At 70.6% G+C, this 15228-nt stretch carries 13 protein-coding genes; 2 read left to right on the top strand and 11 right to left on the bottom strand.

Annotated features, from left to right (window positions below):
• From AC6CCG_RS07040 to AC6CCG_RS07020, 5 genes are all read right to left on the bottom strand, one after another.
• On the bottom strand, nt 1-423 hold the full coding sequence (locus AC6CCG_RS07040; protein ID WP_496653768.1) for an arsenate reductase ArsC: 423 nt from the start codon (nt 421-423) through the stop codon (nt 1-3).
• Between the two features lie 11 nt (nt 424-434).
• Nucleotides 435-1058 carry an arsenate reductase ArsC gene (locus tag AC6CCG_RS07035; RefSeq protein ID WP_496653767.1) on the bottom strand — a complete coding sequence of 208 codons (624 nt, stop codon included), beginning with the start codon at nt 1056-1058 and terminating at the stop codon, nt 435-437.
• The gene (gene arsB / locus AC6CCG_RS07030; RefSeq protein WP_496653766.1) at nt 1055-2161 is read right to left on the bottom strand and encodes an ACR3 family arsenite efflux transporter; all 1107 of its coding nucleotides are present in this window, start codon (nt 2159-2161) and stop codon (nt 1055-1057) included. Before arsB ends, AC6CCG_RS07035 begins: the two co-directional genes overlap by 4 nt.
• On the bottom strand, nt 2161-2442 hold the full coding sequence (locus AC6CCG_RS07025) for an ArsR/SmtB family transcription factor (protein WP_496653765.1): 282 nt from the start codon (nt 2440-2442) through the stop codon (nt 2161-2163). The genes arsB and AC6CCG_RS07025 overlap by 1 nt, the downstream gene beginning before the upstream one ends.
• 90 nt (nt 2443-2532) lie before the next feature.
• Complete coding sequence (locus AC6CCG_RS07020) at nt 2533-2871, bottom strand: ArsR/SmtB family transcription factor (protein ID WP_496653764.1); 339 nt, start codon at nt 2869-2871, stop codon at nt 2533-2535.
• An 83-nt stretch (nt 2872-2954) separates the two neighbouring features.
• Between AC6CCG_RS07020 and AC6CCG_RS07015 the strand changes: the two genes are divergently transcribed.
• Together AC6CCG_RS07015 and AC6CCG_RS07010 are read left to right on the top strand one after the other, a co-directional pair.
• Entirely contained in the window at nt 2955-4034 is a 1080-nt protein-coding gene (locus AC6CCG_RS07015) for a flavin-containing monooxygenase (protein ID WP_496653763.1), read from the top strand.
• Nucleotides 4031-5437, top strand: a complete 1407-nt coding sequence (locus tag AC6CCG_RS07010; RefSeq protein ID WP_496653762.1) for an FAD-dependent oxidoreductase — start codon at nt 4031-4033, stop codon at nt 5435-5437. Before AC6CCG_RS07015 ends, AC6CCG_RS07010 begins: the two co-directional genes overlap by 4 nt.
• Nucleotides 5438-5615: 178 nt before the next feature.
• On the opposite strand, the gene rlmN is transcribed toward AC6CCG_RS07010, so the two are convergent.
• From rlmN to AC6CCG_RS06980, 6 genes are all read right to left on the bottom strand, one after another.
• Complete coding sequence (gene rlmN / locus AC6CCG_RS07005) at nt 5616-6731, bottom strand: dual-specificity RNA methyltransferase RlmN (RefSeq protein WP_496653761.1); 1116 nt, start codon at nt 6729-6731, stop codon at nt 5616-5618.
• Between the two features lie 77 nt (nt 6732-6808).
• Entirely contained in the window at nt 6809-7762 is a 954-nt protein-coding gene (locus AC6CCG_RS07000) for a YobF C-terminal domain-containing protein (RefSeq protein ID WP_496653760.1), read from the bottom strand.
• Nucleotides 7759-8583, bottom strand: coding sequence for a MerR family transcriptional regulator (locus tag AC6CCG_RS06995; RefSeq protein ID WP_496653759.1), 825 nt, complete (start codon nt 8581-8583; stop codon nt 7759-7761). The genes AC6CCG_RS07000 and AC6CCG_RS06995 overlap by 4 nt, the downstream gene beginning before the upstream one ends.
• Nucleotides 8584-8671: 88 nt before the next feature.
• The gene (locus AC6CCG_RS06990; protein ID WP_496653758.1) at nt 8672-11545 is read right to left on the bottom strand and encodes a discoidin domain-containing protein; all 2874 of its coding nucleotides are present in this window, start codon (nt 11543-11545) and stop codon (nt 8672-8674) included.
• A 62-nt stretch (nt 11546-11607) separates the two neighbouring features.
• Complete coding sequence (locus tag AC6CCG_RS06985) at nt 11608-13569, bottom strand: heparinase II/III domain-containing protein (RefSeq protein WP_496653757.1); 1962 nt, start codon at nt 13567-13569, stop codon at nt 11608-11610.
• 38 nt (nt 13570-13607) lie between these two features.
• The gene (locus AC6CCG_RS06980) at nt 13608-15227 is read right to left on the bottom strand and encodes an extracellular solute-binding protein (RefSeq protein ID WP_496653756.1); all 1620 of its coding nucleotides are present in this window, start codon (nt 15225-15227) and stop codon (nt 13608-13610) included.
• Nucleotide 15228 lies beyond the last annotated feature (1 nt).

The raw sequence follows: 15228 nt of genomic DNA, 5'->3' as shown, positions 1-15228 counted from the left end.
TCACCGTCCTGGCGCCACCGGAACCCCCAGCTCCTCGAGCAGTGTGTGGACGCGACCCTTGATGTCGTCCCGGATCGGTCGAACATGATCAAGGTCCTGGCCGGCGGGATCGTCGAGCTCCCACTCCTCGTACCGCTTGCCGGGATAGAACGGACAGGTGTCGCCGCAGCCCATGGTGATCACGACGTCGGAGGCCTGGACCGCATCGGTCGTGAGGATCTTGGGGCGCTGCCCGGTGATGTCGATCCCCTCCTCGGCCATGGCCTGCACCGCGACCGGATTGATCAGTTCGGCGGGTTCGGAGCCGGCCGACCGGACCTCGACCGCCCCACCGGCGAGGTGGCTGAGATAGCCCGCCGCCATCTGCGAGCGGCCGGCGTTGTGGACACAGACGAACAGGACGGAGGGCTTGTCAGCGGTCATCGGGTTCCTTGTCAGAGGTCGAGTTCGCGGAGGAGGTCGGTGACCCGATGGGTCAGGTCGTCGCGGATGTCACGGACGGTCTCGAGCGACTGCCCGTCGGGATCGGCGACGTTCCAGTCCAGGTAACGCTTGCCCGGATAGATCGGGCAGGCGTCGCCGCACCCCATGGTGATGATCACGTCGGCGGCGCGGACGACCTGATCGGTGAGGGGTTTCGGATAGGCCTCGGTGAGCCGGATCCCCCGCTCCTCGAGCGCCTGGATCGCGAGCGGGTTCACCTCGCTGGTCGGCGCGGAGCCCGCGGAGCGGACGTGCACGCGGCCACCGGAGAGGTGATCGGCGAGGGCCGCGGCCAGCTGGGACCGCCCTGCGTTGTGCACACAGACGAACAGCAGTTCGGGCACGGTCTTCGGCTGAGAACCGGTGGCCTGGGCGGCGGCGGTGAGTTGCTCTCTGGCGAATCGCGCCGTGAGGACGGGCAGGTAGATGTGGATCTTGGCGTTCGGCTCCAGGGCCCGACGGGCATCGTCGACGGCCTGGCGGATGGTGGCGGCCGAGAAGACGCCGTCGTAGTCGTAGCTGAGTTCGTCGACGATCCGGTCGTAGCTGCCCGGATCGTGGTCGAGGTTGATCATGGACGCACCTCCGTGGGTGTCCCCGAGTCTGTTGCCGGGGCGGCGTGGGGGAATCGCCGGCCGAGGGCGAGGCTGACGTAGACGAGGCCGACGAGCACCGGGACCTCGATGAGCGGCCCGACGACGCCGGCGAGGGCCTGGCCGGAGGTGGCCCCGAAGGTGGCGATCGCGACGGCGATGGCGAGTTCGAAGTTGTTGCCGGCAGCGGTGAAGGCGAGCGTGGTGGTGCGTTCGTACGTGAGCCCGGTGAGCCGGCCGACGAGGTAGCCGCCGCCCCACATGAGCGCGAAGTAGACCAGCAGCGGCAGGGCGATCCGGGCGACATCGAACGGCCGGCTGGTGATCTGGTCGCCCTGCAGCGCGAACAAGATCACGATCGTGAACAACAGGCCGTAGAGGGCGAACGGCCCGAGCTTGGGCAGGAACCGGTTCTCGTACCAACTCCTGCCCTTGGCGCGCTCACCGATCAGCCGGGTGAGGAACCCGGCGACGAGCGGGATGCCGAGGAAGATCAGCACCGATTGCGCGATCTTGAACGGACTGACGTCGAGTTGGGCCTGCGGCAGGCCGAGCCAGCCGGGCAGCACGGCGAGATAGAACCAGCCGAGCCCGGCGAACGCGATCACCTGGAAGATCGAGTTCAGTGCGACCAGGACGGCGGCAGCCTCGCGATCACCGCAGGCCAGGTCGTTCCAGATGATCACCATGGCGATGCAACGGGCCAGGCCGACGATGATCAGCCCGGTCCGGTAGGCGGGCAGATCGGGCAGGAACGTCCAGGCCAGGACGAACATCAGGGCAGGCCCGACCAGCCAGTTCAGGACCAGCGAGGCGATCAACAGCCGCCGGTCCCCCGTCACGGCACCGATCCGGTCGTACCGAACCTTGGCCAGGACGGGATACATCATGATCAACAACCCGATCGCGATCGGCAGCGAGACCCCGTCGAGCTCGACGGCACCCAACCAGCCGCCGAGGCCGGGGACCAGCCGGCCGGCGACCAGACCGACGACCATGGCTGCGAGGATCCAGGCCGGCAGCCAGCGATCGAGGACGGAGAGCCCACCGAGGACCTTCGGTGCCGTGGCGGTCGTCGTCGACATCAGCAGGCCCGCCGTTCGCCGGCGCTGCTCCGCGCCCGATCGGCCAGTGCGGTCAGCTCGGCGGCGGCGGAGTCGAGTTCCTCCGGCACCAGCCGGTAGTAGGTGAATCGACCGTGCGGCTCGGACTCGACCAGCCCGGCCTCGCGGAGCACCTTCAGGTGATGGGACACGGTCGGCTGCTTCGCCCCGGTGTCCTCGACCAGGTGACAGGTGCAGGCCGGGCCGTCGGCCAGCAGCTCCACGATCTGCTGGCGCAGCGGGTCGGCGAGCAACCTGATCACATCAACCTGACCTGATATCAACACATCTTGATGAGACCGCGGAGGGCCCGGTTCTGTCAAGCCAACCGCGGCGGCCGGGCGCGAGCCCGATCAGCAGCAGATGCTGAGGTAGCGCTGGAGATCACCCAGTGCAGCCTGGGTTCCTTCGCGGTCCGCCCGGTACAGCACGACCTTGCCGTCCCGCCGGCAGGTGACGACGCGACCGCGACGCAGGATCGCGAGCTGACTGGACGCGGTCGACTGGCCGATCCCGGCACGTTCGGCGACCTCGTTGACCGACAACTCGGCGCCGCGAGCGAACAACAGCATGATCTGCTGCCGGGTCGAACTCGCCAGCGCGCGGAGGAACTCGTGCGTCTCGGACGCCAGGTCGAGTTCGTCCAGGCTGCCCGGGATCGCGGCGGTCGCTGCATCCAGTCCGGCAGTCATGGGCACCCCTCCCTCGGTCCAGGAACGAGATTACCTCATTCCCTCATATTGACATATTTCGATTCTACGATACGTTCGTCGTTGTGAAGCGCAGAATCGTGATCATCGGCGGCGGGCAGTCGGGCCTCGCCGCCGGCCGAGCGGCCAGGGACACCGGCTGGGATCCGGTCATCCTGGAGGCCGGCGCGCGGCCGGCCGGATCGTGGCCGGGGTACTACGACAGCCTGACGTTGTTCTCGCCGGCCGGCTACAGCGGCTTCCCCGGCTACGCCTTCCCGGGCCGGCCGGATCGCTACCCGACTCGCGACGAGGTCGCCGCCTTCCTGACCGGCTACGCGGACTGGCTCGCCCTCGATCTTCGTACCGGAACGCGGGTCGTCGAGGTCGGCCCCGCCGGAAGCGGCTTCGAGGTCCGTACGGAGAACGGCGACGTGCTCGGCGCGGACGCGGTGATCGCGGCCACCGGTGCGTTCGGCAACCCGGTCCGTCCCGAATTTCCGGGCCGGGCCGCCTTCGGCGGCGAGGTGCTGACCGTGGCGGAGTACCGCTCGCCGGCCCGGTTCGCCGGGCGCCGGGTGGTCGTCGTCGGGGCCGGCAACTCGGCCGTCCAGGTCGCCTACGAGCTGTCCGAGACCGCGCGGGTCTCGCTCGCGGTACGGTCGCCGGTGCAGTTCGTGCCTCAGGTCCGTGGCGGCCGTGACCTGCACTACTGGCTGCACCTGCTCAAGCTGGATCTGCTGCCGCCGTCGGTCCTGGCCCGGTTGATCAAGGGGACGCCGGTGTTCGACACCGGGCTGTACCAGGCTGCGCTCGACACCGGCCGGCTGGACCAGCGCGCGGTCTTCTCCGGGTTCACGGAGACGGGTGTCCGATGGACCGACGGCACCGCCGAGGCGGTCGATGCGGTGATCCTCGCGACCGGTTACCAACCGTTCCTGCCGTATCTGAAGGGCAGCGGAGCCCTCGCCCCGGACGGCCGGCCGCGGCACCGGCACGGGCTCTCCCTCACGCACCCCGGCCTGGGCTTCCTCGGTTTGGAGTTCCAGCGGTCCTTCTCGTCCAACACGCTCCGCGGTGTCCATCGCGACGCCGTCTACCTCATCAACGCGCTCGCCCGCCGTACGGCAGGTGCAGCGCGGCTCACCGAAGCGAAGGGAACATGATCATGAACAACCAGCACGCCTCCTTGCCGGTCGTGGTGATCGGCGCCGGGGCGGTCGGGCTGGCCGCGGCGGCGCACCTGCTCGAACACGGACTCGACCCGGTCGTCCTCGAGCAGGGCGACTCCGTCGGCGCGGCGATCCGCTCCTGGGGCCACGTACGGCTGTTCTCGCCCTGGCGCTACGACCTCGACGCCGCCGCCCGCCGGCTCCTCGAACCGACCGGCTGGACCGTGCCCGACCTCGACGCCCTGCCCAGCGGGCACGAGCTCGTCGAGCAGTACCTGGAGCCGCTCGTCACGACCACCGAGCTGGCGCCGCGGATCTCGACGTCGACCCGAGTGGTCGGTGTGTCCCGGAGCGGGATCGACAAGACCCGCACCATCGACCGGGACGACCATCCGCTCCTGGTCCGCACCGTCCGCGACGGGCAGGTGCACGACCTCGAAGCTCGCGCGGTGATCGACGCCTCAGGCACCTGGGGTCGTCCCAATCCGCTCGGCAGCGCCGGGCTGCCGGCTCCCGGCGAGGTCGAAGCCGCCGGTGCCCTCGCGGGCCCGCTGCCCGACGTCCTCGGCGCCGACCGGGCCCGATTCGCCGGCCGGCACACGCTGGTCGTCGGTATGGGCCACTCGGCCGCGAACACCCTGCTCGCCCTGGCCGAGCTCGCCGAGCAGGAGGCCGGCACCACCATCACCTGGCTGATCCGCCGCGGCACTCCGGCCCGGCTCTACGGCGGCGGGGAGGACGACGGTCTCCCCGCCCGCGGCCGGCTCGGCACCCGCCTCAAGGCGGCCGTCGAGGCCGGCCGGATCACGCTGGTACGGAACGCGATCATCAGCCGACTCACACCGGCGGCCGACGAGCGGGTCACGGTCGAGGCCGACACCCGTGACGGCGCCCGGGACTGGCAGGTCGACGCGATCGTGAACGCCACCGGCTTCCGGCCCGATCTCGACCTGCTCCGGGAGGTCCGGCTCGACCTGGACGCGGCGGTCGAGGCGCCGGCCCGGCTGGCGCCGCTGATCGATCCGAACTTCCACAGCTGCGGCACGGTGCCGCCGCACGGCGAGGCCGTACTCTCCCATCCTGAGCCCGGCTTCTACCTCGCCGGCGCCAAGAGCTACGGCCGGGCGCCGACCTTCCTCCTCGCCACCGGCTACGAACAGGTCCGGTCCATCGCCGCCGCCCTCGCCGGCGACCACGACGCCGCCGCCCGGGTGCAACTCGACCTGCCCGAGACCGGCGTCTGCAGTTCCAACCCGCCCGCCGAGGGGGAGCTCGCGACCGGCGCCGCGAGCGCTGCCTGCTGCGGCAGCGCTCCCGAGCCGCAACTCCTCAGCGTCGGCTTCCGCACCGGCAGGCAACACGGGCTCGCCGGGGAACGGGACCGCGCCCAGACCTGAGGCCAGCACCGACCGGGGCTGTCCGATCATGATCATCTTCGGGCTCGGCACCGCGACCACCGCGGCGTTCGCCGTCGTCCCCGGCCTGATCCCCTTGCTGATCGCGGGCCGTCCGATCGGGCAGCCTCGAGCCGCCGCGAAGCCTTGGTCGGAACCGCGGCGATCCGCGCTGGATCTCCTAGGCCTGCTGAGCCGCGAGCTGGCCGCAGGCGCCGTCGATCTCGCGCCCCCGGGTGTCCCGTACGGTCACGGGCACGCCCCGCTTCTCCAGCCGGCGGACGAATTCTTCCTCGTCCTCACGCCGCGACGCGGTCCATTTCGAACCAGGCGTCGGGTTCAGGGGGATCAGGTTGACATGGACCCAGCCCCAGTTGCCGCGGCGCAGCACCTTGGCCAGCAGGTCGGCGCGGTGGGCCTGATCATTGATGTCCTTGATCAGGATGTACTCGATCGAGACCCGGCGTTTGGTGATCTTGGCGTACTCCCAGGCGGCGTCGACGACCTCGTCGACGTTCCAGCGGGTGTTCACCGGGACCAGTTCGTCGCGCAGTTCGTCGTCCGGGGCGTGCAGCGAGATGGCCAGGGTGACCGGTAGCCCCTCGGTCGCCAGCTGCTGGATCCTCGGCACCAGGCCGACGGTGGAGACGGTGATGCCGCGGGCGCTCATGCCGAGGCCGTCCGGCGTCGGCGTGACCAGCTGCCGTACGGCTCCGACCACGGCCTTGTAGTTGGCCATCGGCTCGCCCATGCCCATGAACACCACGTTGGACACCCGGCCGGGCCCGCCGGCGATCTCGCCGCGGCCCAGTCGGCGGGCGCCGTCGACGACCTGTTCGACGATCTCGGCGGTGCTCATGTTGCGCTGCAGCCCGCCCTGCCCGGTCGCGCAGAACGGGCAGGCCATGCCGCAGCCGGCCTGGCTGGACACGCACATGGTGGCGCGGTCCGGGTAGCGCATCAGGACGCTCTCGACGGTCGCGCCGTCGTGCAGCCGCCAGAGCGACTTCACGGTCGTGCCGTCGTCGCAGGTCAGTTCGTGGACCCGGTTCAGCAGCGGCGGCATGAAGGTCGAGGCCAGTTCGTCGCGGACCTCGGCCGGCAGGTCGGTCCACTCGTCCGGGTCGGTGCGCAGGCCGGCGAAGTAGTGGGCGGACAGCTGACGGGCCCGGAAGGCACGGTGGCCGAGGGCCTCGACCGCCTCCCGCCGCTCGGCCGCGGTCAGGTCGGCCCAGTGCCGCGGCGGCTTCCCGCGGCGAGGAGCGCTGAAGACCAGCGGCAGCGAACGCTCCGTCATCGCGCTGCCCTCCCCGCCGGTTCCATGCCGGTCAGGCTACCTGCCGCCCCAGCCCGCCACCGAATCCGAGCCGCGCCTCAGGCGACCGGACCACCCGCGCCGGGCAGGGCCTCCCGGAGCCGGTCGTAGGTCGGCGCCAGCTCGCGCAGGCCCCGGGCGACCGTGGCGTCGTCGCGCTGCACCACCGGATACTGCAGCGAACCGACCCGCCGAGCCTGTTCGCGCAGCACCGCGGACGCCTCGTCCAGGCCGATCCGGGCCAGGCAGGTCGCCGCGTCGTCCAGTCGCCGGGCTCCGACCCGTACCGCGAAGTGGGCGAGGTGACCGCGCAGGCCCTCATCGGGGCCGGCCTCCCACAGGTCGGCCAGGGCGAGCGCCGCATCGCCGTTGCCGAGGGTTCCGGGCGGCACCTCCCGGTCCGGATCGAGGTCCAGCCAGGCCGTCGCCGCGCCGATCCCCCGCCGCAGGGCCTCGGTCTCGGTCACCTCGACCTCGCGGCGGAAGCCGGTCCGCAGCGTGTACGGCTCTCCGTACGGCAGCGTGTCGGCCCGCCACGCGGTCAGGAGGTCGGCCATCGGCAACGTCGCGTACGGGAAGCCCTGCGGGTCGTGCAGGGTGACCACGTCCGGACCGACCTCCAGCACGACGACGAAGTGATCCGCCTCGATCGGGCCGCGCATGTCCGGCTGGTAGGCGAGATAGCCCATCTCGACCGGACCGACCCAGACCGGGCCGTCCGCGGCCGCGGCCCGGAGCCGCTCCTCCGCCTCGCCCGCGTCGCCGCCGGAGGACACGGTCGAGGTCCAGCCCAGCGCGTCGAGCAGGTTGGCGAAGCCGAGCGCCGGATCCCAGCCGTACGGGTCGAAGAAGGGCAGCCGGCCGCCGATCAGCTGCATCCCGAACGGGCCGCCGGACAGGGTCTCGATCACCGCGGTCGACGGGGCGTGCTCCGCCATGACCATGGCGAACGAGTTGGCGTAGCAGTACGGACCGGACCCGATGTAGGGCAGGCCCAGGGTGGTTGTGATCATGAGGGATCCTCACTCTGGTTGGGAAGTCGGACCGGGAAGACGACGTCGAACCGGGCGCCGCAGCCCGGATGGACCTCGAAGCAGGTGTCGGTGCAGCAGGCGCCGGGACGGTCGGCGAGCCAGGCCTCCAGCGCGTCGTAGAGGTGCAGCACCAGCGGATAGTCCTCGTACGCCTTCGGCGCCGGCAGCACCGCCTCGGTCTGGGCCGGGGACAGCCTGATCCGCAGTCCTTCCTGCGGTGCGAGCTCGCCGGTGTAGCCGATCGCGACCTCCACCAGTCCCTCGCTGTCCGGTGTCACCAGCTCATGGAAATAGACCCGGATCGGACCGTCCCCGGGGTGGCCGGCGGCGCGCAGCCCGGCCCGCAACTCGGCCTCGGACTCGGCGATGAAGGTGTCCAACTCGGCCGTCGAGACCATCCGCTGCCGGCAGAGCAACGTCGTCGCCGGCGCCTGCCGGACCGTCACCGCAGCGATCAGGTCCGGCAACTGGGCCGGGCCCCGGACGATCGCGTCGATCTGCTGCGCCTGCCGGCCGAGTTGATCATGGCGAGCCTTGAGCCAGGCGCGCAGCTCGATCTCCAGCGCCGCCGGGGTCAGGTCCACCAGCGTCGCGATCCGGGCCAACGGCAGGTCCAGCCCGCGCAGCCGGCCGATCAGTCGCGCCCGGTCGAGCTGGTCACGGTGGTAGTAGCGGTAGCCCGTCGCCGGGTCCACCTCGGTCGGCACCAGCAATCCCAGCTCGGCGTACAGCCGGAGCGCCTTCGGCGACAGGCGGGCCTCGGTGCCGAAGCGGCCGGCCAGCAGGTACGGATCGTCCACACGCCGAGTCTGCGGCCCGCCCAAGGGGCGAGGTCAACCGACGCGCTGATCGACCGGTCGTCCGGGCAGCCGAAGGCGGGTCCTCCGCTCAGCCCACGTGCACCGCGGCCCGCGCGAAGACCAGCTTGCCACCCTCGCGGAAGCGTGCGGCGATGACCGCGGAGCCGGCCGCGCGCCCGACGATCCGTTCGTCCCTGGTCACGGTCGCGACCGCAGGATCCGTGCTGGACAAGGTGATCTCGCCCAGCCGGAGCGCCTTCCTGCTGCCGTCGGCATAGACGGCGGTGCCCTTGATCCGGGTGCTGTCACCGACACCGAGTTCAAGATCATCGTCGGACAGCTCCAGGCCGACCAGGCCGCGACCGACCTCCGGTGGTTCCGGCCACGGACCGTCGGCGGTGGCAACCCGGAGCTCGGCCATCGAGTTCCAGGCGTTCTGGTTGTTGCCGAAGCCGAGCACCCGGACGTAGCGGGCCGGCAGCGGGGCGAACGGGTGCGCCTCCAACTCCAGCGTCGTGCCCGAACTGGTCTGCCGGGGCAGCGCCTCGGTCCAGGTCTCGCCGTCCAGCGAGGTCTCGACCGCGAAGGCGTACTTCCGCACGGTGCCCTGGCTCCAGGCCAGCGAGACCCCGCTGACCGTGGTCGGCTCGCCGAGGTTGACCTGGATCCACTGCTCGCCCTCCGCGGTCCACAGGGTGGCGAGAACATGATCAAGGACGTTGTCCGGCGGGTTGACCCCGGCGGCACTCGCACTGGCCCTTCCGGAGAAGGCGTTCTGCACCCTGATCGCGTACCGGACGGCGCAGGTGTCCTCGCCGTCCCCGAGACAGACCTCGGCCGCCCCCGGGATCGAGGTGGCCTGCCGCACGGTCACCGGCACCCCGTCGGCAGCGGTCGCCGCGACCACCGGCGGTGCGCTGCCGGCCGGCCGATCGATCGTGTACGTCAGCGACGACGGACCGAACCCGGCCACCGGCTCGCCGTCCACCGTGAGCCCGGTCAGCCGCGGCTCGGCGAGCGCCGGCAGCGTCCAGTCGGCCAGGTCGGTGACCGCCGGTGGCTCGGCCGGCTGGCCGGTCGGCAGCGGTTCCAGCAGCACCGAGATCCGGAACGCACTCGCCGGGTCGCCGGTCACGACCAGCTTGCGCAGGCCGGTGTTGGGGTTCTGGCCGGACGGGTTCGGCGAGGTGGGCAGCGGCGTCGCGTCCATGATCGAGAACCGGGCGCCGGGCGGCCCGTCGAGCAGCCGCGCCTGCAACTGCTTCCCGTTCAGGGTCAGGTTCGCCGTCCGGCCATCGGCCGCGACGGTGATCGCCGCAGTGGTGTGCATGAACCACCAGGAGGTGATCGGCGCCGGCCCGGACACTTCGTCCTGGACCACGACCCGGGAGCGGCCGTCGATCTCGGCGATGCCGCGCTGCCAGCTGGTGACGCCTCGGTCGCTGTAGGCCGCGGACAGGTCGGCGATCGAGAAGGCGGCCGCCGCGTTGCCGTCCCGGCGGACCACCGTCCCGGACGCCTCGGTGGACTGGTCGGCGCCGGCCCCGGGGTTCAGCACCAGAGTGTTCTGGCCCTCGGCCCGTTTCCGGTAGTACGTCCAGCGCTGCCCCTCCGGCTTGGTGTCGAAGTAGCCGGGCAGGCTGTAGCTGTCGGTGCCGAGCTCCATGGCCCAGCGCACCCCGAGCGCGTCCAGGACGAACGTGCCCAGGTCAAGATCACCGTGGTTCGCCGCGTTGTCGCCCGGCCGGAACCCGACGTAGGTCGCGGCCGGGTCCCAGCCGCTGCGCATCGTCTCCACGTGGGCCCGCTGGAACGCCTTGTCCAGCGGCAGACCCGTGGCCCCGGGGTCCTCCGCATCGATCATGCCGATCCACATCAGGTGCAGCGGCGGCAGGGCGCTGGCCGAGGCGCGGCCCGCGCCCTGGTCGGCCCACCAGGCGTAGCCGGGTTCGTTGTAGCGCTGGGCCAGCCAGTAGGTCGCCGGTGGGCCGCCGGGCGTGCCGGTGGACGCGTCGGCGTAGTTGAACGACTGGCCGCTCGACCCGGTCAGCTGCAGGCTGAAGTCGACGGTCGTGTCCAGGCCGGGCACGTCCGAGATGCCGAAGTCGTCGCCGATCGCGGTGTCCAGCGAGGACAGCGTCGAGGTGAGGAACCGGGTCGCGTAACCCCAGTAGGTGGTGCCCTCCGGATAGCCGCCGTCCGGCCCGTACTCGGCCAGTGCGACCGGCAGCGACGCGTAGGCGCGGTGCAGCAGCTCGTTGGCCAGGTCGGGCACCTCGTCGCCGATCGCCAGCGCGGCCATGATCACGCCGCCGTTGCAGACGATGTTCCAGTTGCTGGTCGTCCGGGTCCAGGAGACCGACGTGTCGTACGCGATCTTGGCCTCGTTCAGCCCGAGTTCGATCATGGCGGTGCGCATCACCGTACGTTGATCATCACTGATGTAGTCGTGCAGCCAGTCGTAGCCGACGGCGTAGGCGTAGAGCAGCTCGGCCACGGAGAGCCAGCTGACCGGGTTCCAGTCCTGGAACGCGGCGACGGTGGCGAACTCCTGGTAGGCCCGGGCGGCATAACGTTCGTCACCGGTCAGCCGGTACGCCAGCGACAGGAACACCGACCGGCGCTGCACCTCGCGGGTGACCAGCAGCAGCGTCCGCCCGTCCGGGAACTCGTACTTCGAGACCGGCAGCGTCAGCATCCGGTTCGCCTCGGTGATCAACTGCTGCTTCAGCCCGGCAGCCAGCTCCGAACTCGCCGCCTGCTGCTCGATCCGGGCCAGGCCGGCGTCGTCGACCATCAGCCGCGGATGGCCCGGCTTGATCAGCGCCACGATGTCGTCGGGCGGGTCCAGCTGCGGTGCCTCGGCGGCCGCGCGCGGTGCGGTGATGATCATGGGTAGCAGGACGGCGAGCACCAGAACGATGATCGCGGTTCGGGTCGGTCTCCGGGCAGGCTGGGACATGCGAACTCTCCTCGTCGATGAAGATCAGGTTCGAGTCGGTACTGAAGGGTGATCATGGTGCGTCAGCCGAGCGACTGCAGGGTCCAGCCGGCCAGCGGGGTCACCTTCGGCGGGTCGGCCGGCTGCCCCGTCGGCAGCGGTTCCAACAGCACCGACAGGCGGAAGTGGCGCGTCGGGTCGGCGGTCACGACGAGCTTGCGGATGCCGTCGTTCGGGTTCTGGCCGGACGGGTTCGGCGAGGTCGGCAACGGCTCGGGCTCCATCACCGAGAAGCGAGCTCCGGCGGGTCCGTCGAGCAATCGGGCCTGCAGCTGCTTGCCCTTCAGGGTCAGCTTCGCCGTCCTGCCGTCGGCGGCGACGGTGATGGCCGCGTTGGTGTGCATGAACCAGTACGGCGTGACCCGAGCGCGGCCGGCCACCTCGTCCTGGACCACCACGCGGGACCGGCCGTCGACCAAGGCGATGCCACGGTGCCACCTGATCACGCCCCGATCGGCGTACGCCTCGGACAGGTCGGCAACCGAGAACGCCGTCCCCGCACCGCCGTCCGTGCGGAGGATCCTTCCGGTGGAGCCGAGGGCCTGGTCGGGTCCTGCCCCCGGATTCAGCACCAGCGTGTTCTGCCCCTCGGCCCGCTTGCGGTAGTACGTCCAGCGTTCGCCGTCCGGCGCGGTGTCGAAATAGCCGGGCAGGCCGTAGTCGTCGCGGCCGAGTTCCATGGCCCAGCGCACCCCGAGCGCATCGAGCACGAACGTGCCCATGTCAAGATCACCATGGTTCGCCGCGTTGTCCCCGTTCCGGAACCCGACGAAGGTCGCGTCCGGATCCCAGCCACTGCGCATCGTCTGCACATGAGCCCGCTGGAACACCTTGTCCAGCGGCAATCCGGAGGCACCCGGGTCCTCGGGTTCGATCATGCCCAGCCACATCAGGTGCAGCGGCGGCAGCCCGGTGGCCAGCGCCCGGGAGGCGCCCTCGTCGGCCCACCAGGCGTAGCCGGGCTGGTCGTAGCGCTGGGCCAGCCAGTAGCTCGCCGCGTTCCCGCCCCGGGTCCTGACCCCGGTCAGTGCGTCGGCGTAGTTGAACAACTGCCCGGTCGAGCCGGTCAGCTGCAGGCTGAAGTCGACGGTCCGGTCCAGACCCGGCACGTCCGAGATGCCGTAGTCGTCGCCGATCGCGGTGTCCAGGGAGGACAGTGCCGAGACGAGGAACCGGGTCGCGTAACCCCAGTAGGTCACGCCTTCCGGATAGCCGCCGTCCGGCCCGTACTCGGCCAGCGCGACCGGCAGCGAGGCGTAGGCGCGGTGCAGCAGCTCGTTGGCGAGCTCGGGGACCTCGTCGCCGATCGCCAGCGCGGCCATGATCACGCCGCTGTTGCAGACGATGTTCCAGTTGGTCGTCGACCGGGTCCAGGAGTTGGAGCTGTCGTAGGCGATCTTGGCCTCGTTCAGCCCGTACTCGATCATGGCGGTGCGCAACACGGCACGTTGATCATCGCCGAGGTAGTCGTGCAACCAGTCGTAGCCGACCGCGTAGGCGTACAGCAGCTCGCCGACCGAGAGCCAGCTCTGCGGATTCCAGTCCGGGAAGCGGGCGCCGGCCTCGAGCTCCTGATAGGCCCGGGCCGCGTAGCGCTCGTCACCGGTCAGCCGGTATGCCAGCGACAGGAACACCGACCGCCGCTGCACCTCGCGGGTCACCTGCAACAGGGTCCGGCCGTCCGGGAACTCGTAGACCGACACCGGCAGGGTGAGCATCCGGTCGGCCTCGGTGATCAGCTGCTCGCTCAGCCCGGCGGCCAGCTCGGAGCCCGCCACCTGCTGCGCGATCCTGGTCAGCCCGGCCGCGTCGACCATGAGTCGCGGATGGCCGGGCTTGATCGCGGCGACGATGTCGTCCGGCGGGTGCAGCTGCGGCGGTTCGGCGGCCGCCTTCGGCGCCCCGCCGATGATCATGGGCACCAGGACGGCGAGCACCAGGCCGGTGATCACGCTTCGGTACGGTCTCCGGGCAGGCAGGGGCATGGGAACTCCTCGTCGATGAAGATCAGGTTCGGGTCAGGTCACTTGGCCGCGAACGCGGTCTGGTAGTCCTCGCGGATCCCGTCCCCGCCGCTCTTGCGCCAGGTGGAGACGGCCTCGGCCCAGCTGTCCAAGGGTTTCCGGCCGATCAGGATCTCGTTGCGATGATCGTCCAGCGCCTTGCCGATCTGGGCGGTCTTGGTCGCCTCGGTCTCGGAGTACAGACCGATCGTCGGATCCGGCTCCGTCATCGCCAGCGCCTTCTCCTGGTACGCGAAGCGCGCCTCGGCGATCCGCCGCTGACCCGGGTCGTAGATCACCTGAGGTCCGTCCGAGATGTACTTGAACGGCACCAGCCGCAGGTTCTGGCCACGCGAGTTCACGATCGGGTCGGTCCCCTCCAACGTGTAGGTCTCGCCGTCGACGCCGAAGTTGCGGACCAGATACTCGGTCGAGCCGAACGGAGTGGCCAGCCAGTCCAGGGCCTTCAGGAGTTCCTTGACCCGCGCCGGTTCCGACTTCTTGATCACGGTCATGGCCTGCATCACCGAACCGCGGTTGTGCACCGGCTTGGTCGAGCCGTCGTAGCCGACCGGGAGCATGGTGGCCAGCTCGAAGCCGGGCACGTCGGCGCCCCACATCTCGTACTTGCTGTAGCCGACGAAGCCGCCCAGCACCAGTGGCGTGCGGCCGGCGGTGAACCAGTCGTTGCGCTGGTTGTTCGTCGCGGTCATGCCGTCCGGATGGAAGACGCCCGCCTCGACGAGGGCGCGGGTGTCGGCCAGCGCCTTCGCGTACTGCTCGGTCTCGATGTTGGCGGTGAACCTGCCGCCCTCCTCGATCCAGAGCGACGGGACGCCGAGCATCGACGTGATCAGCCCGAGTACCCCGCCCGGATCGCCGCACGCCCAGCGCGAGTTGCGCTCGTCGGTCAATGCGATCAGCAGTTCCCTGAACTCCGCGAAGTCCTTGGGCTGTACGGAGAGCCCCTGCTTGTCCAGCAGGTCCTTCCGGACGAACATCGACCCGCCGATCGGCGGCCGCGCGATCGGGATGCCCCAGATCGACCCGTCCACCACGGTCTCCCGCCAGGACTCGGTCGCCAGTCCGGCCAGATTCGGATACTCGGCGGCCGCGTCGCCGGCCAGGTGCTCGCTGAGGTCCTGGAACTGCGCCTTGAGCAGTGCCGGCAACTGCTGCACCGAGCCGTAGATCGTCACCAGGTCGGGCAGGTCGCCGCCCGCGATCGTCGTCGCGAACCGCTGCTTGTAGTCGGCCGACGGTGCGTAGGTGATGTCCAGCTCGGCACCGAGGCCCTGATTCACCTTCTGCCACAGGGGATTCTCGGCGAGGCCGGGAGCGACCGGGTCGAACGTGTAGGTCAGTGCCGAGATCCTGCCGCCCGACAGCGGTGGTGCCGCGGGCGCCGGCGGCTCGGCCGGATAGCTGAAGAACCCGTGCATGCCGCCCGGGTACTCGCTGGGCAGGTCGGGTTTGACGGTGCCGGCCTCGGCGAACGTCGGCAGTTCGCCGTCGCCGACCCGGCGCGCGTCGGTCTTCTCGCCGCCGGAACTGCCGCACCCGGTGACGGTCGCGGCGCCGCCGATCACCGCGGCCGCCGAGGCGCCCATGATCAGACTCCGCCGAGTCAGTGTCTCCATC

Source organism: Microlunatus sp. YIM B11417, assembly GCF_059617205.1.
The sequence above is the reverse complement of the archived record's forward strand: the minus strand, read 5'-3'. Positions and strand labels throughout refer to the sequence as shown.